The 20,257-nt window shown below is 46.2% G+C and carries 15 protein-coding genes; 3 read left to right on the top strand and 12 right to left on the bottom strand.

Translation table 11 applies throughout. The features are described from left to right. Nucleotides 1-12: 12 nt before the first annotated feature. The 7 genes from ruvB to ykzS all read right to left on the bottom strand — a co-directional run bounded on the left by ruvB (nt 13) and on the right by ykzS (nt 6,036). Nucleotides 13-1,026, bottom strand: a complete 1,014-nt coding sequence (gene ruvB / locus CES79_RS11105; RefSeq protein WP_089137230.1) for a Holliday junction branch migration DNA helicase RuvB — start codon at nt 1,024-1,026, stop codon at nt 13-15. 32 nt (nt 1,027-1,058) lie between these two features. Then, nucleotides 1,059-1,658, bottom strand: a complete 600-nt coding sequence (gene ruvA / locus CES79_RS11100; RefSeq protein WP_054655966.1) for a Holliday junction branch migration protein RuvA — start codon at nt 1,656-1,658, stop codon at nt 1,059-1,061. 188 nt (nt 1,659-1,846) lie between these two features. Beyond that, nucleotides 1,847-2,881, bottom strand: coding sequence for a lysylphosphatidylglycerol synthase transmembrane domain-containing protein (locus CES79_RS11095; protein WP_054655968.1), 1,035 nt, complete (start codon nt 2,879-2,881; stop codon nt 1,847-1,849). 3 nt (nt 2,882-2,884) lie between these two features. After that, nucleotides 2,885-3,904 carry a glycosyltransferase family 4 protein gene (locus tag CES79_RS11090; protein ID WP_089137229.1) on the bottom strand — a complete coding sequence of 340 codons (1,020 nt, stop codon included), beginning with the start codon at nt 3,902-3,904 and terminating at the stop codon, nt 2,885-2,887. A gap of 21 nt (nt 3,905-3,925) precedes the next feature. After that, nucleotides 3,926-5,104 carry a glycosyltransferase family 4 protein gene (locus tag CES79_RS11085; protein ID WP_089137228.1) on the bottom strand — a complete coding sequence of 393 codons (1,179 nt, stop codon included), beginning with the start codon at nt 5,102-5,104 and terminating at the stop codon, nt 3,926-3,928. A gap of 301 nt (nt 5,105-5,405) precedes the next feature. After that, the gene (locus tag CES79_RS11080; RefSeq protein WP_089137227.1) at nt 5,406-5,672 is read right to left on the bottom strand and encodes a phosphocarrier protein HPr; all 267 of its coding nucleotides are present in this window, start codon (nt 5,670-5,672) and stop codon (nt 5,406-5,408) included. Between the two features lie 172 nt (nt 5,673-5,844). Next, nucleotides 5,845-6,036, bottom strand: coding sequence for a protein YkzS (gene ykzS / locus CES79_RS11075; protein ID WP_054655972.1), 192 nt, complete (start codon nt 6,034-6,036; stop codon nt 5,845-5,847). A gap of 335 nt (nt 6,037-6,371) precedes the next feature. Here ykzS and CES79_RS11070 point away from each other — a divergent pair, with 335 nt between their 5' ends. Together CES79_RS11070 and CES79_RS11065 are read left to right on the top strand one after the other, a co-directional pair. Next, a complete protein-coding gene (locus CES79_RS11070) occupies nt 6,372-8,624 on the top strand; it encodes an ATP-dependent Clp protease ATP-binding subunit (RefSeq protein ID WP_089137226.1) in 2,253 nt (750 codons plus the stop codon). A 164-nt stretch (nt 8,625-8,788) separates the two neighbouring features. Continuing rightward, nucleotides 8,789-9,859, top strand: a complete 1,071-nt coding sequence (locus CES79_RS11065; RefSeq protein ID WP_089137225.1) for a MucBP domain-containing protein — start codon at nt 8,789-8,791, stop codon at nt 9,857-9,859. Between the two features lie 44 nt (nt 9,860-9,903). On the opposite strand, the gene CES79_RS11060 is transcribed toward CES79_RS11065, so the two are convergent. Together CES79_RS11060 and CES79_RS11055 are read right to left on the bottom strand one after the other, a co-directional pair. After that, a complete protein-coding gene (locus CES79_RS11060; protein WP_408005820.1) occupies nt 9,904-12,558 on the bottom strand; it encodes a cation-translocating P-type ATPase in 2,655 nt (884 codons plus the stop codon). A gap of 187 nt (nt 12,559-12,745) precedes the next feature. Next, the gene (locus CES79_RS11055; RefSeq protein ID WP_054655980.1) at nt 12,746-14,164 is read right to left on the bottom strand and encodes a C69 family dipeptidase; all 1,419 of its coding nucleotides are present in this window, start codon (nt 14,162-14,164) and stop codon (nt 12,746-12,748) included. Between the two features lie 173 nt (nt 14,165-14,337). On the opposite strand from CES79_RS11055, the gene CES79_RS11050 reads away from it, so the two are divergent. Beyond that, nucleotides 14,338-15,687: an FAD-dependent oxidoreductase gene (locus tag CES79_RS11050; RefSeq protein WP_089137223.1), complete on the top strand. Its 1,350-nt coding sequence runs from the start codon at nt 14,338-14,340 to the stop codon at nt 15,685-15,687. 100 nt (nt 15,688-15,787) lie between these two features. Here CES79_RS11050 and CES79_RS11045 read toward each other — a convergent pair whose 3' ends face one another. Genes CES79_RS11045 through CES79_RS11035 form a run of 3 tightly spaced genes read right to left on the bottom strand, consistent with a single transcriptional unit; the run spans nt 15,788 to nt 20,250 of the window. Continuing rightward, nucleotides 15,788-17,356, bottom strand: coding sequence for a peptide chain release factor 3 (locus CES79_RS11045; protein ID WP_089137222.1), 1,569 nt, complete (start codon nt 17,354-17,356; stop codon nt 15,788-15,790). A gap of 26 nt (nt 17,357-17,382) precedes the next feature. Beyond that, on the bottom strand, nt 17,383-19,407 hold the full coding sequence (locus CES79_RS11040) for a CDP-glycerol glycerophosphotransferase family protein (protein WP_089137221.1): 2,025 nt from the start codon (nt 19,405-19,407) through the stop codon (nt 17,383-17,385). A 15-nt stretch (nt 19,408-19,422) separates the two neighbouring features. Further along, nucleotides 19,423-20,250 (bottom strand): hypothetical protein, encoded by an 828-nt coding sequence (locus CES79_RS11035; RefSeq protein ID WP_089137220.1) that lies wholly within the window; start codon nt 20,248-20,250, stop codon nt 19,423-19,425. Nucleotides 20,251-20,257 lie beyond the last annotated feature (7 nt).

Genomic DNA, 20,257 nt, shown 5'->3' with positions numbered 1-20,257 from the left:
ATGAAGGTCCTTTCACTTTTTATCAGGGGAAATACCAAGGTGCTCATAAGCCAATGGGGTTACCATTCGACCACGAGCGGTGCGTTTGATGAAACCTTTTTGAAGGAGAAACGGCTCGTACATTTCCGCCACGGTATCGGTTTCTTCACCAATATTGGCGGCTAACGTATTAAGACCGACTGGACCACCGTCATAAAAGCGGATCATGGTCTCCAGCAGTTTAACATCGGTCTGATCTAAGCCCTCATCGTCCACCTGCAGCATCTGTAAGGCCTGCTGGACAATGGCGCGGTCGATCGAATCATGGTGGGTCGAAACTTCAGCGAAATCACGGATCCGTTTTAATAGCCGGTTGGCAATTCGGGGCGTACCCCGTGAACGGCGGGCAATTTCGTGGGCCCCTTCTTCTTGAATGGGTGAATGCAAGATCTTCGCCGACCGCTTGACGATCTGTTCCAATTCAGTTGTATTGTAATACGCCATGTGGCCAACGATGCCGAAACGATCCCGCAACGGTGCGGATAACAGCCCTGCTCGTGTCGTCGCCCCAATCAGCGTAAACGGCGGTAACGGAAAATGAATTGGATGGGCTGTTGGGCCTTGCCCCACTACAATATCAATAAAGAAATCTTCCATTGCGGAGTACAGCATTTCCTCAACCGCTTTTGGCAACCGGTGAATTTCGTCGATAAATAACACGTCGCCGGGATTCAGTTCGTTGAGCAGCGCCACTAGGTCCCCCGTTTTTTCAATGGCGGGACCGCTGGTGGTCTTAATACCCACCTGCATTTCGCTGGCAATGATCATGGCTAAGGTCGTCTTTCCTAAGCCAGGAGGCCCGTACAAAAGGACGTGATCCAGCGCTTCTTCGCGCTTTTTAGCCGCGCGAATATAGACGCTTAGCTCACGTTTTAACGCCGTTTGGCCGATGTAAGTCGACAAACGACTTGGTCGCAGGGATTGTTCAACTGACGTTTCAGTGTCATCCTGCTTTTCTCCCGCGACGATGCGATTATCTTCAGTCATCTGCTCGCCTCCTTTGAAACATTTTGCTTAATTTACTTGGTCAATAATTTTAAAGCCATACTTAAATAAGTATCCGTCGTCTGTTCAGGTTCTTTTTGCAGGGCTTTCTCAACCCGTTTAATATCCCGGTCCTTATACCCCAACGCCGTTAATGCTTCTAAGGCATCAGCTAGGGCTGCGTTATCAGCTGGTGAAACTGCCGAACTCTTTTGCTCAAAGAGACTGTTAGCTGAAAAATCGTCCAACTTATCTTTGAGATCCAGCACGATCTGCTGAGCAGTCTTTTTACCAATTCCCGGAAACTTAGTCAAGTAAGTAACGTTATCTTGGCCGATGGCGTCCACAATGGCCTGCTGATCGCCATTAGCTAAAATGGCTAACGCGCTCTTAGCACCGATTCCGGACACCGCAAGCAGTTTTTCAAAGAGCTGCTTTTCCTTCAATGAACTGAACCCATATAGCGTTTGAGCCGTATCACTAATGGTTTGATGAATGTAAATTTTAATGAGGTCATCGCCGACTTCAAACTGAAAGGGGTTGGCCACCCGAATCAGATAGCCCACGCCGTTCACGTCGAGCACAACGTAAGCCGGTTGAATGTCAACGATCTTACCATTTAAATACTGATACATTTTTATACTAGCCCCAGTTCTTTAATTTAAGTAAACGTATGTTTGCTTATGAGATTGTAACATGAATGACAGCCGACAGGCAAGGCGCTCAAAGCACGTAATTCAACGTTTATAAACAGCCTAAATGAAACGAAACAACCTGATTACCAGTCAACGTTTGACTGATGATCAGGCTACTTTTTTAACAATCATTTAATTTCAATTTCAGATTTCAGCTTGATCTTATCCGGTTTAACTGTCAGTGCTAACATACCGGCCAAGATTCCCAAGTAGTAAGTCAGCAGCCGCCAGAGTAACATGGCCAGCACGAGCTTGCTAGAATTGGTAATGTAGCTGCTAAACAGGACCGTAAACGCATATTCGGCACCGCCAGACCCACCAGGAATGGGAAAAATCGAAATCACCATCACGATCAAAACGTGCAGGCAGGTGATCATGACGATATTGGCGTGGGTATAGCCCAGTGAGAGCATGATGAAGTAAGGCACCAGGTAATAACACATTAACTGGAAGAAGGTGATCACGATCACTTTTAACAGTAGTTTCCATTGACCGATCAGCTGAACACTTTCCTGATAAAATAAATCGATCTTCGTATCCAGACGCACGATCCAGTCATTGACCCGGTCAGCCTTAGTAAACCAGCGTACTGGAATCATCACCAGACGCATTGCCCGTTTGGTGAACTGCGGCCAAAACATCACTAAGAACAACCCGATGATCACCGTAAAGTGAATCACAAACCCGAACACCACAAATAAAGAGAGGTAGCTCATCTTACTGACCATGTAATGAAAACCGATGATCAAAGCGATTAAAAAGTTGATCACGATCATCGCCTGATAGACGATAAACTTCATCAGCAGGATCGAACTCGCCCGGCCGCCATCAATGCCGCTTTGAAGCATGGCGATCAATTGCGCCGGCTGGCCGCCAGATGAAAACGGCGTGATGCCGTTAAACAACTGTTCAATGAGGGGAATTCGCAGGGCGCTCTTAAAAGAATAGTGCCCTAACCTGGCGTCCACAAAAATCTTAACCACTAATCCTTCGAGTAAGAAGTAAAGCAGCATACAGATAATCGCCACCCACAGCCAGCCTTGATGAATGGTCGTAAAGTCGCGAATTAAAATGTTGAATTTGATATCCCGTAAAGAATAGCCAAAGATGGAAACTCCCAATAGGATAATGAGGAACAATGCAATTTTATTTCGTCTCGACATACTTTATCCTCTTCTTGCCTGTTCAGTGTAGAATTGCAGCCAAATTTTGGCCAAACGTTCCTCTGAGTAATAGTCTGCAGCTTGTTTTGCCTTTTGTTTAAGTGCCGTCAGCGCCATTGGATCTGAACTGAGGTCAGAAATAATCTGGTCCATCTCATCAACGTCTTTAGCAGCCGCATAGTCGCCCTTAATAATGGCGTGATAGAGATCCAAATCACGTAGCAGAACTGGCGTATGGGTACTGAACGCTTCTAGGACAGACATTGGAAACAGCTCATTATATGACGGCAGCAAAAATAAATCGGCCATGTTATAGTAATCGACTAATTTATCCCGATCAATGATCCCCGGAAAGCTCAGATTAGCTGGTGGATTATCTACCACCTGCTTCAATTTTTCGTAACCATCAGTGATCCGGCCGAATGAAAAGCCGCCGGTCCAGATAAACTGCATTTCTGGATGCCGTTTCGCTAATTCAATAAAGTCAAAAACCCCTTTGCGGACTTGCACCTGACCAGAACCTAAAATTGTAAACTTCTTAGGGTAATGATACTGTTCCCGCAAAGTCATTTTTTGATCGTCAGATGCAGGATGAAACATCTCCGCACTCACAAAGTTCGGAATGTAAGTGATCTTGTCCTTACTGATCCCATAGGCTTCTAGCTTGGGAATAAAGGACGGATTGACCACTACTAACTGGTCCATCCGCTTATAAAAAGCAATCACGTAACGATAAAAAATGGCTTTCGCAATTTTCGGTAGCTTAAGGCTGCCTTCAAGGGTTTCCGGCAGGAAATGAACAAAGCCGATCTTCCGTCCCCTTCCCGGCATAAACGTCGACAGGTAGAACGGAAAGTTAACCGTATGATAATGGCTAATGTCACTGCGACCGTACTGATTGATTTGAAGTGAAATCTGGTCTGATTCACGGGTCTTGAGCAGTCGAACCAGTTCCATATAGACACTGCCGACACCCTGCCCCTTCACTGAATCTGCGGCCGAAAACATTGTGATTTTTAACATACTTGCTCCGTTTCCTAAAAATTAATTACCAATATCCGCTGAACGCTCATGATTTTCCTCATAGTTAAGTTGCGTATCATGATAGAAATCAACGATCTTCTCACCGAACGTTTCACTTGAAACCTCTTTTAAGGTCTGATTCAAGCCGGTATGATCACCGATTTTATCATGTTTGAGGTAATAAATCATCTTCTCAACCATTTCAGCTTGCGTTTTAAATGTCGCCCCTAATTCCGCATTTTGCAGCAGGTCATCCGTATAGGGACTGGATTTAACCACGATCTTTTTATCCGAGGCCAGCGCTTCAATATAGGTCAGTCCTTGCGATTCCGAATCGGAAGCTGACACAAATAAATTCGTCGCGTGATAAAACGCGGCAACTTCATTATTATTGATCTCGCCAGTAAAAATCACCTGTTCATCAAGGTTGAGATCATGCGCTTGTTGCTCCAGCGTTTCCTTGGCAGGACCATCACCGACGATCATGAGATACGCGTTGGGCAGCTTTTTTAAAAGCGTTGCAAACCCATCAATAACTTCTTTGATATTTTTTTCATACGCGACCCGACTTAAAGACAGCATCATGGGTGCGTCTGCCGGAATATGATACTTTTCACGAACGTTTAATTCGGCTTCATCTGGCTCATACTGTTCCAGATCAATACCAGTGGGGATGACGCGAATCGGTGCTTTAACACCGTATCCCTGCAAGGTATCGATCACCCGTTCGCTGGGGGCAACAACGCCGTCCAGGTGACTGCAAAAAGCCAGGGTCATCTGTTTGACGTGAACTGGTTTTAAAATTTTGCCGTTCGCAACGTAGTGGAGATAATCTTCGTACATCGTGTGATAAGTATGGATACACGGGATCTTCATCGCGCGGGCAACAAACTTACCGATTAAGCCCATTGAAAATTCAGTCTGCGTATGAACAATATCCAGATTTAACTCCTTGGCTAACTGATAGGCATGCAAAAGGCCCCGAAAGGCAATTCGCCGATCAGTAAATGACACAAATGGCACGCTTGGAAAGCGAAAAATATTACGTTCATAAACGTCTTTTTCAACGTGCGGATCAGTCGTCGTAAAGATATACACCTGATGACCCTGTTTTTCCAACTCATGACGCAGTGTTTTAATGGAAGTCGCCACACCACTCACTTGAGGGAAGTATGTGTCAGTAAATAAACCAATGTTCACGACAATCCCCCCATCTCTTTAATCCTGTCTGCTTATTATTGTTAATAATTATATTGGTTAGGTGTGTGTAATGCAAGAATAGAAAATTTGTTCTGACGACGTAAATTTGTCAGTCTGTATAAGTTATTTAACCTACTAACAATAGTTTATCACGCTTAGAGGTGCAAGCACCTTTGCTTTTTCTTAAATTTAAAAAAAGGTTCCCCAGAAAGCAACACTTTTCTGGGGAACCCTTTTATCAAACCAACTTTTAGTTAACGCTGATTATCAATGGTAATCATTACCTTACTATTGGTTGTTATTAGTTAGAGAGGCCTTCTGCCTTCATCGTCTTGGCAATTTCATCCATGGCTTCAGTCTCGTCGTCGCCATCAGCAGAGATGGTAACCTGGGTGTTTTGACCAACACCTAATGACATGACACCCATGATTGACTTCAAGTTGATGGACTTGCCATCATACTCCAAGTTGATGTCTGAGTTAAACTTGCTGGCTGCTTGTACTAACAAGGTTGCAGGACGCGCATGAATACCAGCTTCTGCAGTAATCCGAAAGTTGCGTTTTTCCATAATATATCAATCTCCTTTATCAGCTAAAAAACAAATTGGGCTACTTTTTCATTAGTTTCATAAGAACGGCTTTTATGAAATAAATAGAAAAACACCTTTATCCTAAGAATATCAATTTATTAAACAAAATACAAGCTGTTGACGGAAAAAATCAACCGCTTACATCGTTTATTTACTGTGTTTGGTCGTGATCATAGTGATAAATAATTTTACCGTTCTTCTCAGCTTGCCCCACGATTCGCTTACGGGACTCAAACTGCATATAAGCTGTCTGAAAGGCCATGAAATCAGCTGGTTCAACAGTAAATTCATCTAAATCACCTGATTTGAGCCGTGCCATCAAATTGGCATAGTCTTCAGCCAAACCTGTCACCTCCACAGCACCGAAATTTTTAGTTCGTTACATTGTACCATAACTGATAACTTAAAGTAAGGACACAACTTAAAAAGTGGCTTATTTCCAGCTGATTCGGCTGAAAAACCGATTATCCAATCAAACTGCTTGCAAGATTTGCCAAAATGCAGTAAAACATAAATTGAGTTAGCACTCGTATAGCCTTCGTGCTAATTTTACCCCTAAAGTGCGAGCAAACTACTTGCGAAAACACTTGGGTATTGTATAATAGGGTCAATGGTCAAGATTGGTCAGACATTTGATCAGTTATTGGCATGACTACTTAATAAGAGAGGAGTCGAGATATGCTGTGTCAGAATTGTCATCAACGTGAAGCGACGATTCATTTGTACCTGAACGTAAATGGTCAAAGGCAGCAAGTTGACCTTTGTCAAAATTGCTATCAACTTCTAAAAAATCAGCAGAATAACTCTAATCCTGGAAATGGAGGTGCACAAATGGCACAAGATCCATTTGGCTTTGGTAACCTAGACGATATTTTCCGCGCCATGCAAGGTGGCAACCAAAATGGTAATCCACAGGGCTATCAACAACAAGTCCCACCTACCCAGCCAAGCGGTCCGAATAACGGCGGCCGCCAAAACGGCAACGGTAATGGTGGTCTATTAGGCCAATACGGTATCGATCTGACTGAACTTGCAAGTCAGGGCAAGATCGATCCAGTCATTGGCCGTGACCGGGAAATTTCTAGAGTCATCGAAATTTTGAACCGACGGACTAAGAACAACCCCGTTTTAATCGGTGAAGCCGGTGTTGGTAAAACGGCGGTGGTTGAAGGTTTGGCTCAAAAGATCGTCTCTGGTGATGTTCCGCAGAAACTATTGAATAAAAAGATCATTCGTTTTGACGTGGTTTCCCTCGTTCAAGGCACTGGTATCCGTGGTCAGTTTGAACAACGGATGCAGCAGTTAATGAAGGAAGTTACTGATAACCCTAACATCATCTTGTTTATTGATGAAATTCACGAAATCGTGGGTGCCGGGAACGCTGAAGGCGGTATGGACGCCGGCAACGTTTTGAAACCAGCACTTGCGCGTGGCGAGTTCCAGTTGGTCGGTGCAACGACTTTAAATGAATACCGAGATATTGAAAAGGACCAAGCACTGGCCCGTCGTCTCCAGCCCGTTACCGTGGACGAACCAACTCCGGAGGAAGCCGTTAAGATCTTAAAGGGCATCCAAAAGAAGTATGAGGATTACCACCACGTTCACTATACGGACGCCGCACTGGAATCAGCGGTCAAATTATCTGACCGTTACATTCAAGACCGTTATCTTCCTGATAAGGCCATTGATTTACTTGATGAATCAGGTTCTAAGAAGAACTTGACCATTAACGTGGTTGATCCCAAGACGATTGACGAAAAAGTCAAGACGGCTGAAGATCAAAAACAAGCTGCTTTGAAGCAGGAAGATTACGAAAAAGCCGCCTATTACCGTGACCAAGTCACTAAACTGGAAGAAGCTAAAAAGTCACAAACGACTGCCCCTTCTGCCGACGATGAACCCCAGGTCACTGAGGAAGATATGCAAAAGATCGTCGAAGAAAAGACAGGTATTCCAGTTGGCGAACTGCAAAACAAGGAACAACAGCAGCTACGTGATCTGAGTGATTCATTGAAGACTCACGTGATCGGTCAAGATAACGCTGTAGATAAAGTTGCACGGGCTATCCGTCGTAACCGGATCGGCCTTAACGGGACTGGCCGTCCAATCGGTTCGTTCCTGTTTGTCGGCCCTACCGGGGTTGGTAAAACGGAACTGGCTAAGCAATTAGCCCGTGAACTGTTTGGCTCAACGGAGGCCATGATTCGCTTTGACATGTCCGAGTACATGGAGCCGCATTCAGTGGCTAAGCTGATCGGTTCACCGCCTGGCTATGTGGGTTACGAAGAAGCTGGTCAGTTAACTGAACAGGTTCGTCGTCACCCTTACAGTTTGATCCTCTTAGATGAAGTTGAAAAAGCTCACCCAGATGTCATGCATATGTTCTTGCAGATCTTGGATGATGGCCGTTTGACCGATTCACAGGGGCACACCGTTTCCTTCAAGGATACGATCATCATCATGACGTCAAATGCCGGTACCGGTGATGCCGAAGCCAGCGTTGGTTTCGGTGCTGAAGCTGCTGGCAAGACGCACTCTGTCCTTGATCAATTGACCAACTACTTCAAGCCTGAGTTCTTGAACCGGTTTGATGACATCGTTGAATTCAATTCCCTTACCAAAGAGAACTTGATGAAGATCGTTGGCTTAATGATCGATGATGTGAACGTGATGCTCGCCAACCAAGGCCTGCACGTCCACGTGACTGAACCAGTGGAAGCTAAGTTAGTTGAATTGGGTTATGATCCTGCTATGGGTGCCCGACCGCTTCGGCGAGTCATTCAAGAACAGATTGAAGACCGAATTGCCGACTTCTATCTGGCGCACAACAACGTCAAGAATCTAGTTGCTAAAATTGAAAATGGTGACATTACCCTTGATGAAGAATCGCCAGCTGCACCTGCAACTAACGAAACTGATACCAAGAAGTAACGTCACTAGCCTTTAAAAAGGTCTGCACATCAATCATTTGATGTGCAGACCCTTTTGCGTTCACAGCGCTCTTTTCCGGTCGGCAATATCTCGCTGAAAACTTCTCCGATACCCAGTAAGTGGGGTATACTAGAGACAAAGAACCATTTGGAAGGGGGATTCATATGTCTTTTTGGGACCGGTTAAAAAAATTAATGACTAAGAATCGACCCAGAACCCCTTCTCGGCGAATCGTTTCAACGTTGTCCGATAGTTCGATCTTAAAACCCAAACGTGATGTGACCAAGACTGTTCAAAAGGCCACGGCCAAACCGGCTGCCACCAGCACTGTAATGGCTGATGCCCCTACTGAAGAACAGAGCGGATCAGCCGTCATGCTGGTGCTCTATTTGGACGAGCAAAACCAGCCGTTGAGAAAACCGCAGTGGCTCAATGGCCAGCTGGGTGAAAGAATTCACTTTAACCCCCATCACATTGAACACTATCTACTGTTTCACATTATTGGCTTTGCCACCCACTTCGCTAGCCCCTACCGGATCATGACCCTTCAATTTACTAAAGAGATGGGTCACCCAGTGATCCTGTATTCAGTCGACTACGATACCCGCGAAATGCTTGCCTCCCCCGTCATTCAAACCGGGGCCGTGAACCAGCCCTTTGCCTTTAGCAAAACTGAACTTGATGGCTTTCACTTAATTAAAGCTAATCGGCCGTTAACGGGGCATTTTACGGAAGCATCCCAAACTATCGTGGTGATGTTGCGCCGCAATAATTGGACTGCTGTTCAGCGGATCAGTATTTTTGTCCGTCTAAAAGACAGTACTCAGATCTTAGATCAGCCCGATGGACAGCCTTACCGCTACGAATTTCCAAAAAATTCAGTTTGGCGCGCCTTCATTCGGGTCAACACCCAGACTGGTGAAACCTGGTTTAATTTAGGCGGTCCGCAGTGGATCAACGGCAAAAACGTCACTCAAACTGATCGACCTGAAAATCAACAGATCGGTAAACGTGAACCGGCAGTGTTTAAGGACATCAATCATGCAGCAGTGATCGACTTTGTTACTGGCCATTCCTTGCACGTGTACGCTGAGCCTAATGGCCGCGCCATCAAGTTAATTGCTGATGGCACAAAAATTCAGATCACCGGCGAATACACGGATAGTAATCAATTAAAATGGTACCAGCTGGATGATGACAGCATCATCCGCGCACAGTACGTTAAATTTGAATAACCTAAAACAACCCCGATTGTCAGCTAACAATCGAGGTTGTTTTTTTAGTCTTCTTCTAAAATAACAGGCCGGTTCAGCTTAGTTCGCTGCAGTCGCTTATTGAGTTCCAAGATACCGCTAGGAATAAAGATGGCGATGAGAATGATCAGCCAATTGATCCCCGATAACGTCACCAGCTGAAAGGCCTCACGCAGTCCCGGAATCAGCGCTGTACTGACCACCAGACCAGCAGCTAACAGCACGCCAGCATTTAACGCGGGATTTTTGGCAATTCCCTGCCAGGACAGTGGCGAACGTTGCTTGATCGGATAAATATCGACCATGGATCCTAACGCAAGGGTGAAAAACAGCATGGTCATCCCAACGGCTGGATCATTATTGGTTAGTCCGAAACGGCCCAGACCGTAAATTCCCAGCGTCAGCAGAATAAAGGTCCCCGTCCGAACCGCCACCCGTTGCCCTAATCCGTCAGCGAAAACACTGGTTTGCCGACTGATCGGCGGCCGTTTCATATTCAATGGTTCCGCTGGTTCGCGGCTGAGGTAGAAGCCAGGAATCCCGTCTGCTAACACGTTGATCAGCAATAACTGTTCCGCAATCAGCGGTGCGCCCCAGCCAATACCAACCGCAAAGATCATCAAAAAGATCTGCGCGAAATTGACGCCGATCAAAAACTCAACGGCTTTCAAAATATTTTGATAAACCGAGCGTCCCGTGGCAACCGCTGCCACGATGGTTTCAAAGTTATCATCCGTTAAGATCATGTCACTGGCATTCTTTGAGACTTCGGTGCCAGTAATGCCCATAGCAATCCCGACATCCGCAGCCTTTAGGGCGGGCGCATCATTAACGCCGTCGCCAGTCATGGCCACCGTAGCGCCCTGTTTTTGCCACGCCATAATGATCCGAATCTTATCTTCCGGCGATACCCGGGCATACACACTGATGTTTTCAATTTGCTGTGCCAGTTCCTGATCAGATAGCTGGGAAAGGGCCGCCCCCGTCACCACCTGATCTCCCGGACGTAAAATACCGATCTGTTTGGCAATCGCCTTAGCGGTTTCCAAGTGATCACCCGTGATCATCACCGTACGAATACCGGCTTCACGTGCCTGCGCAACGGCGGCAACAGCCGTCTCCCGTGGCGGATCGATCATCCCAATCAACCCAGCAAAGGTTAAATCACGCTGCAGTTCTTCAATGGGCGCTTCTGGCAGCGTCTCAAAGTATTTGTAGCCCACGGCCAGCACCCGCAAAGCATCGTGAGCAAACTGATCATGGATCCGGCTGGTTTTGGCCTGTTCCTTAGCCGACTGTTTCAGTGGTAGCCGGTCGAGCGCCCCCTTGACGATCAGCAACGCCCTGCCATCCGGTAATTGATGCAGGGTAGCCATCGTTTTCTTGGTTGAATTAAACGGGTCTTCCGCGATCCGCGGTGCCTGCTGTTCAAAGTCGGCGCGCGTTAATCCCTCAGTAGCCAGCCAGCGAACGATGGCTAATTCAGTGGAATCCCCGATTTCAATCCACTCATCTTGAATCTTTTCCCGGGTCGCATTGGTGGCTAACCCCATTAACCGCATCAGCGATTGGGTCTGCTCTTGAAGCGGGTTCTTGCCCACTACACTTGGTGCTGAATCAGTTGCAGCCCAAACCTGGGTCACCGTCATTTGATTTTGAGTCAGCGTCCCGGTCTTATCAGAAGCAATCACGTTCACGCCGCCAATGGTCTCTACCGCGTCCACCCGTCGCATAATGACGTGCTGTTTGGCCATTACGCCAACTCCATGAGAGAGGCTGATGGTCACAATAATAGGCAGGGTTTCCGGCACCGCCGCTACGGCCAGTGACACCCCGATCATTAAGGCATCCGTTAGTGGCTCCCCTTGGAAAAAGAGACCCAAAATAGTAATGATGATCCCACCGACCACGGCAACCGCCGTTAACCGACCAGAGAGTTGATTCAACCGTTTCTGCAACGGCGTCATGCGCGCTTTAGTCTGGTTTAACATGCCCGCAATACTGCCGATCTCAGTGTCCATCCCAATGGCCGTCACGACCATTTGACCAGTTCCCTGCGTGACGCCCGTTCCAGAGAAGGCTTCGTTGATACGATCACCGATTTCGGCTGTTTCGGCCACTGGTTCGGCCGTTTTTTTGACCGGTTCACTTTCCCCCGTCAAAACCGCTTCATCAATTCGTAATGCCGTTGCTGCAATCAAACAGCCATCGGCTGGAACCTGATTACCACCTGACAGCAACACAACGTCACCGACAACTAAATCAGCCGCATCGACCACCTGAGTGTGATCATCACGCAACACGTTAACTTCATGGATATTCATCTTTTTTAAGGCCGCTAAAGATTTCTCTGCGCTATGTTCCTGATACATTCCGATCAGCACGTTGATCACTAAAATACTGCCGATCACGATAGTCTTCGTCCAGCCACCATTTGCGGCAATCGCCAGGTAAGTTGATAACGCCACCGCAAATAACAGCACCAGTGACGCAACGTCAGACAAATGCCGCCAAATTTTTTGGAAAATGGTTGGTGGCTTTTCTTCCTGCAACACGTTGCGGCCATCAGTTTGCCGCTGCTTGACCTGTTCAGCGCTCAGTCCGCTGGTAAAATTGGTTTTAAGTGCCGTCGCTAATTTCTGACGGTCTCTTTCAGCATTTGTCTTCGTCATAGTCAGCAGTCCTTTCTTGTTGCTTTGGGGCGCCAGCCAGTTTCTCCTACCTTTAGTTTATCGAAAGCACTGCCGAGATACCATGAATTAATTATGATTAGTATTAGAATTCTTTATGAATTTAAACTTTAGTCTATTCCAGATTAAAAATACCGCCACTGTCGACTTAATTTCGGCAATGACGGTATCTTTAATGTTATAAGTTAACATCCATGTTAAACGTTAATTTTGAAAGTTCCAATCCATGTTCAAACAAATCGTTCATCAGTTTAGTGGTTCTGGCTTTCATTTCAGAGACGATCAAATAATTTTGCTGCGTCAGGTAAGTCGTGAGTTCTTCACCAGTTAATTTGCTGGCAACTTGATCAGTTTTGGCAACGTGTTTCGCAAACAGTTCCAGACTGGCGGTCAAATAATCACGGTCATCCTGAACAAATTCAGCGTAGTGGGATTCCACTAAAACGGAAAGCTTGCGGTACATCCAATAAGCACTCTCCTGATCAGCGTGAACGGGCGTGTTCGCGTAGGAAGGATCCGTATCGTTGGCGTTAGCGAAGAATGGCACGTAAGGACTGAATGCTGGTACCCCGAGGCTCAGCCACGTAATGGCGGATTGTGCTTCAGGCACGTTATTTCGCAACTGCAACACGTGGGAATTTTGCGTCCGGTTCATCGCAATCGGCCGGAACTTAGTCTTTAATTCAGCCGGTCCATTACCTAACGGATCATAGTCGGTTTCGTTATAGTGTGATCCCAGGATAAAGCTGATATCCGCCACGCTGATTTTACGGTTTGCATGACAAATAAACGGCAATTCGGCAGAAGTTGGCGACTGTTCCACATCCGGCATCAGGAAACGTTGGCCATACCAAACTCGCGGCGTATTATAATGCCGGTCCTTTTCCGTACTGGTGCCAAAAATATGACGGAAGTTCCAGCCGGTCTGATCTGGGTTTAAATGGTGCTCAGCAACAAAGTCCTGAATGCCTGCTGAAAACATAAAGTTATCGGGGTCATCAAACACTACCGATTGAATGGCCACTTGATTAGCCGTGATCACAAACGCATCATCAGGGACCCGCTGAGCTACCCAGTGATGGCCGGTCACAATTTCCATATACCAGGCTTCATCCTTATCAGCAAACAAAACGCCGTTGCCTTCCGGTGAGCCATACTTTTTAATCAGGTCGCCCAGCACCTGAACGCCGTTACGGGCGCTGGTGATTACGGGTAAGACCATGGTTTGCATGGTATCTTCCGCCATGCCATCAGCAACCAATGGATCAAAGGCCAAGGCAGCCGGGTTACCGTAGACGCTTTCCGTAGCACTCATGGCCACGTTATGCGCATTGATTCCACTTTCTTCATATAAGCCCACTTTATTAACTTCAACGTTAGGCGTTGCTTGATAGCAAACGGCATTTTTAGGCAGCGGTGCCTGAAACCCGTTTTGCGTCGATTGAAGGATCTTGCCTTCTTGTTCTGGCTGGTGCATGTAAAAGCGCTGCGGGGTCAACGGTGAAAACGTATCGTCATTTCTGGCGATCATTACTGAACCGTCGATCGAAGCGTTTTTACCAACTAAAACTGAGGTACATGCTGAAAGATGTGTCATTAGATTTCTCCTTTGAATTTTGTCTGTTATTAGTATATCGCAATTTAACCATTCGAAAACATTGAAAGCGGTTTCTATTTTCTTGTGAAATGCTTGACAACTAATCCTGCGACTGTAAAATATAATTGTAAGCAATCTTTTTTAGCTTAACGTTTTACCAAGGAGGAAATATGATGAAAGTTGCAGTTATTGGCTGTACCCACGCAGGCACATTTGCCACCAAGCAGATTTTAGCAGAGAACCCGGATGCTGAGGTGACCGTTTACGAAAAAAACGACGTCATTTCATTCTTATCTTGCGGAATCGCGCTTTATCTCGGTGGCCAGGTAAAAGATCCCCAGGGACTCTTCTATTCCAGTCCAGATGAATTATCAAAACTCGGGGCAACAGTTTTGATGAAACATAACGTGAAGAGTATCGATAACAAGGCCCATACCATTACCGTTGAGGACTTGGAAACCCATGAAACAACGACTAGCAGTTATGATAAATTAGTCATGACTTCCGGCTCTTGGCCAGTCATTCCACCAATTCCGGGTATCGACAGCGATAAGGTCCTGCTCTGCAAGAACTGGGCACATGCCCAAGAGCTCTTCCACCGTGCTGGTGATGCGAAACGGATCGCCGTCATCGGGGCCGGCTACATTGGCGCTGAATTAGCTGAAGCCTATTCACTCAAGGGCCACGACGTCACGTTGGTTGATGCCCAAGACCGGGTCATGCCAAAATACTTTGACCGTGCCTTTACAGACAAGATCGAAGATGCCTATCGCGACCACGGCGTCAAGCTTGCCCTGGGTCAAAAAGTGGCGGGCTTTAAGACAACGGCTGATGCGGTCACGATCACGACTGATAAGGAAGCCATTACCGTTGATCTAGCCGTGCTTTGCATTGGTTTTAAACCCAATACCGGTCTGTTAGCTGGTAAAGTTGACATGGCTAAAAACGGCGCCATTCTTACCAACGATTACATGCAAACTAGCGATCCAGACATCTTTGCCGCTGGTGACTCAGCAGCGGTTCACTATAATCCGACCGGCAAAAACGCCTACATTCCGCTAGCAACTAACGCGGTTCGTCAAGGAATCTTAGTGGGCAAAAACTTAGTAAAACCAACGGTCAAGTACATGGGGACGCAATCATCATCTGGTTTAGCCCTTTACGGGATCTCACTTTGCTCAACCGGGCTAACGGCTGAAGCGGCCAAGGAACAAGGCATTCAAGCTGAACAGGTGATCATCACTGATAATTACCGGCCAGAATTTATGCCGACTACCCTGCCCGTAACCATGTCTCTGGTCTTCAATCCAGAAACTCGTGAAATCTTAGGTGGCGCTTTGATGAGTAAGTACGACATTTCGCAATCTGCCAACCTCTTATCCGTTTGCATTCAAAACCACAATACCATCGACGATCTTGCCATGGTAGACATGTTATTTCAGCCAAACTTTGACCGGCCGTTCAACTATCTGAACATTCTCGGACAAGCGGCGCAAGAAAAGCTCGCTTCGGCTAAAGCTTAGTTATTCAATAAAAATAAATTCTAATCACGACTCAAAAAACCTGATGAACACGTCAATTGTGACTGTTCATCAGGTTTTTTCGTTTTTATTTGCGGAGTTTTTACAGTTTTGAAGCCAACTTAACGTCGGGATACTTCTCAGTAAACCAGCGTTCGGCAAATTGATTTTCAAACAGGAACAGAGGGTCACCGGCTAAATCTTTGACCAGTAAGTTTCGGCTGGAAGACATCCGTTCATCCAATTGATCTGAATCGATCCACCGGGCAATCTTATGCCCCATGGGTTCCATAATGACATCGGAATTATATTCGTTCTTCATGCGGAACTGGAACACTTCAAATTGAAGTTGACCAACCGCACCCAAGATGTAATCCCCAGTCGTATACGAGGTGTATAGCTGAATGGCACCTTCTTGAACCAATTGTTGGATACCTTTATGAAACGACTTTTGCTTCATAACGTTCTTAGCCGTTACCCGCACAAACAGTTCTGGTGTAAACTGCGGCAACTTTTCGAACTGCAGCTTCTTCTTACCGGTATAAATGGTATCGCCGATTTGATAGTTACCAGTATCGTAAAGGCCAATGATATCACCAGCCACCGCCGTTTCCACGTTTTCACGGGTATCAGCCATGAACTGCGTGACGTTTGATAACCGCATCGTGCGCCCTGTCCGGCCCAATGTGACATCCATGCCACGCTGGAATAAACCGGAACAGATCCGCACAAAGGCGATCCGGTCACGGTGCTTCGGGTCCATGTTCGCCTGAATCTTAAACACAAAGCCAGAGAACTCGTTGTCCGTTGGCTCGATGTCATCATTTTCCTCAGTCCGGTGAGCAGCCGGCTGCGGTGCAAATTTCAAATAAGTTTCCAGGAAGGTTTTAACCCCAAAGTTAGCTAAGGCCGAGCCAAAGAAAACGGGGGTCTGATCCCCACTGGCAATCTTGGCTTCACTAAATTGATTACCAGCGTCTTCGATCAGTTCCATGTTATCCCGGGCATCTTCATACCAGGAATCGGTCTTTAACGGCTGCGAGTCGTCAATGTCACCGTTGTCGTCCAATGGTAAATAGGTGGTCCCGTCACTTTCTGGGCGGAAGAGGGCAACTCGGTTATGGTAACGGTCATACAGACCCTTTAATTCTTTTCCCATACCAATCGGCCAGTTCATTGGATAGCCTTCGATTCCCAGAACTTCTTCCAGTTCAGCGATCAGATCCATTGGGTCGCGGCCATCGCGATCCAGCTTGTTCATGAAGGTAAAAATCGGGATTCCCCGCATTTTACAGATCTTAAACAGTTTTTTAGTTTGCGGTTCGATTCCCTTTGCAGAATCGATCACCATGACCGCAGAATCCACCGCCATCAGGGTCCGGTACGTATCTTCAGAAAAATCCTCATGGCCAGGGGTATCCAAAATATTGATTTGCTTACCTTCGTAGTCAAACTGCATTACGGAACTGGTAACGGAAATCCCACGCTTCTGTTCAATTTCCATCCAGTCTGACTTAGCAAAATTACCGCTTTTTCTAGCCTTGACGGTTCCGGCTTGACGGACAACACCACCAAACAGCAGTAACTGTTCAGTAATGGTCGTCTTACCGGCATCAGGGTGAGAGATAATGGCAAACGTGCGCCGGTTGGCCACGTCTTGTGATAATGTCATAGCACTATTCCTTTCCAGAATTGACATTAACCGTTCTTTTCAATCTGATGCACAACGTAGTTAACAACTTTAAGTGAACTTAAGCCATCATCGATCGAGCAGAATCGGTTATAAAATTTCATAAATTTAGGGTCTTCACTCATATCAGGCTGTTTGAGACAAGCCGTAATACCCGCGAGCAGTTCCTTTTCGTTATTGGCAATTTGTCCTGGCAGATCCTTTTCGTAATCAAGATAGAAGCCACGCAGCTCATCCTTATACAAATGATAGTCGTATGGGTAAAAGAGGATCGGCCGTTTCAAGTAGGCGTAATCAAAGAAGACTGAAGAGTAATCAGTGATCAGCATATCCGAAACCAGATACAGGTCAGAGATATTAGGATGACTGGAGAAATCATAAACGAAATCCGTGTAGTCACTAATATCCATGGCGTTGGCAATCAGATAGTGCATCCGTAAGATCAGCACGGTGTCATCACCGAACTGTTTTCTGAAGTCATCTAAACTAAACGGTAATTCAAAGGTGTACTTGCCCTTTTCAGCAAACTGATTATCCCGATAAGTCGGGGCGTACAAAACCACCTTTTTATCCAGTGGAATACCCATTTGTTCCTTCAACGCCTTGATATCTTCGGGATGCGAGTTGATCAATTCATCATTTCGCGGATACCCGACCTTTAAAATTTGGTTGTTAAACCCAAACGCTGACCGGAAAATCTGGGTTGAATAATCGTTAGGTGAAACCAACGCATCCCAGCGGTTAGCTTCCTTCACAAAATTATCGTGGTACTTCGTCGTGGTCGTCCCAGGCATTGATACATTTTCAATATCCAGTCCTAATTTCTTCAACGGTGTCCCATGCCAAGTTTGAATATAGGTCACGTACCGGGGCTTTTTGACCCAGGCTGGGAAGCGGGCGTTACTGATCCAATACGAACTCTTCTCTAACGTCCGGACCCACTTAGAAGTCCGCCGAACCACGTAGGGAATCTGGTTTTGCTTACAAAACTTCTTGAGTGAACGGTCAATGGACCAAACAAAGGTAAAGCCCGGATAAAGTTCCACAAACAAGCGATAAATCGCGTATGGACTATCACTGACTTGCCGGCCGCCAAAACTTTCAAAGATGATGGTTGGCTGTTCATATGGGCGATGGCCTGACTTAAATAACCAGCGCATCCGCCGCAGATTAACTTTATCTTGCAGTGTTCGGCCAAGGTTGACTACTGCCTGCAATTTTTGTGGCAGTGCCCCCGCTCGCTTAAGCAAAGACGGTGCCGGGAATTCTTTGATGACAATCCCGTTATTAACGCTCTTCTCAATCAAAATCATCCTGCCACCGGGTAGGACAGCCTGCGTCATCTGACCTTCAAGTGAACGGGCTAAAATCACCCGCTGCTCAATTTGCTGCGTCCCCACCGTATATTCAACAAACAGATCTTCAATGGAGTCAGACGGCAAATCAGTCAGTGGAATATTAGCTGTAAACAGCGTCTTAAGGGACCCCGCGGTTGTTGGGTAGGCTAATTTAGCCCCTAAGTTACGCGTTTTTAAAATGATTTTTTGGTTTTTGATTGGCTGGCCGTTGAGGCGATTATAACCAGTAATACTTAACGTATCGTTCGTCAAGTTAACGGAGTTGATCGTAAACTCGTCTTCTGGCTGCTGCGTATGAATGTTAAAGGTCGCCATTCCCTCAGCATCAGAATTAACTTGGTAGTAGCTAGTCAAAGATAACTGGTGCCGGTCACTAAGATATTCAGATTCAACCTGTAAAATAACCTGTTCATCCGCCGTATTAAACGCCAGAAACAGCTGCCAGGCAAACTCACTTTGGCCAAAGGCGTCAAACTGCAGCTGGTCCGGATCGATTTGAATCCGGATCAAGTTATTATCAACTATCCGACGGACTGGTACCGTTACGGAAGCGAGACTGGTCTTTTCCAAGAACATGACTCTCAGATTATCAAAAGAGCCGGGAACGTCAATCAATTCAAATTCTAATTCTTGCTTTTTCTTTTTTTGGTGTAACCCTGATAATATTGCACGCACGAGTAACGACTCCCCTTAGTAATTAAAGATCAACTGTTGCGGTAAGTATGGCGCCAATTTCGGATTGTCATTGAGATCGATGAATAGACCGGAATCAGCGGCAACGACCTGCTCCAGTACACTAGCATAGAATGAATAGACACTGTCAAACCGGTCGTAGTTTTGGTAACTCACCACTTCATAATAGGCCTGTACTTCTGAATCCTGATACTTCACATGGCCCTTTTCCGTTTCAGAAACCATCTCTGTGAAGACCAGCTTGGAAGTCCGACCCATCGTATACGCGATATTAACGGGCTGTGTGTGCCGAATAAAGCGAGTCACTAATTGACCCTGCTGATTTAGCAACAACGCCTGTGACAAGTTGTTATCGTCATCATAGCTTAAAATACCAAATTCTCTACCAGCTTCATACACCGCGGATTGAACCGGCTGATGCTTATCAAACCGCGTCTTTAACAGTGGTTTCTGGTTAACGTCTTCGTTAACCTCAGCGGTAATTTCACCATCTTTAATGTAGCGCACCGTGACCCCTTCTGCGGCTTCAAAGCGGTGGGCCGGCAGAGTCTCAAAATCACTTTTAAACTGTTCCGAAGCCGTCACTTCAATACCGGGTGCGTCTGACATTAAGTTGGCCAATGACACCACCTTCAGTTTGGCCACCTGCTCTGCGGGAAACAGGTCGTGCATCAAACGACGAGCGCCTTCATAATGATTGAATTGGATCATCGCCAAGATAATGGTCACCTGAACCTGATCAGTCATTAAAGACTGCACTTTCTGCTTAAAAGTCAGCTTTTTTAAGCCGGCCAAAGACGTGACCAAAAAAATTGCTTGTTTCATTATGCCA

Origin of the sequence: Secundilactobacillus silagei JCM 19001 (genome assembly GCF_002217945.1) — a bacterium.
GTDB lineage: Bacteria > Bacillota > Bacilli > Lactobacillales > Lactobacillaceae > Secundilactobacillus > Secundilactobacillus silagei.
The sequence above is the reverse complement of the archived record's forward strand: the minus strand, read 5'-3'. Positions and strand labels throughout refer to the sequence as shown.

What these genes read in the sequence shown, in the direction of transcription:
- ruvB (WP_089137230.1), bottom strand. Translation starts at nt 1,026, where the DNA reads ATGACTGAAGATAATCGCATCGTCGCGGGAGAAAAGCAGGATGACACT.
- ruvA (WP_054655966.1), bottom strand. Translation starts at nt 1,658, where the DNA reads ATGTATCAGTATTTAAATGGTAAGATCGTTGACATTCAACCGGCTTAC.
- CES79_RS11095 (WP_054655968.1), bottom strand. Translation starts at nt 2,881, where the DNA reads ATGTCGAGACGAAATAAAATTGCATTGTTCCTCATTATCCTATTGGGA.
- CES79_RS11090 (WP_089137229.1), bottom strand. Translation starts at nt 3,904, where the DNA reads ATGTTAAAAATCACAATGTTTTCGGCCGCAGATTCAGTGAAGGGGCAG.
- CES79_RS11080 (WP_089137227.1), bottom strand. Translation starts at nt 5,672, where the DNA reads ATGGAAAAACGCAACTTTCGGATTACTGCAGAAGCTGGTATTCATGCG.
- CES79_RS11070 (WP_089137226.1), top strand. Translation starts at nt 6,372, where the DNA reads ATGCTGTGTCAGAATTGTCATCAACGTGAAGCGACGATTCATTTGTAC.
- CES79_RS11065 (WP_089137225.1), top strand. Translation starts at nt 8,789, where the DNA reads ATGTCTTTTTGGGACCGGTTAAAAAAATTAATGACTAAGAATCGACCC.
- CES79_RS11055 (WP_054655980.1), bottom strand. Translation starts at nt 14,164, where the DNA reads ATGACACATCTTTCAGCATGTACCTCAGTTTTAGTTGGTAAAAACGCT.
- CES79_RS11050 (WP_089137223.1), top strand. Translation starts at nt 14,338, where the DNA reads ATGAAAGTTGCAGTTATTGGCTGTACCCACGCAGGCACATTTGCCACC.
- CES79_RS11045 (WP_089137222.1), bottom strand. Translation starts at nt 17,356, where the DNA reads ATGACATTATCACAAGACGTGGCCAACCGGCGCACGTTTGCCATTATC.
- CES79_RS11035 (WP_089137220.1), bottom strand. Translation starts at nt 20,250, where the DNA reads ATGAAACAAGCAATTTTTTTGGTCACGTCTTTGGCCGGCTTAAAAAAG.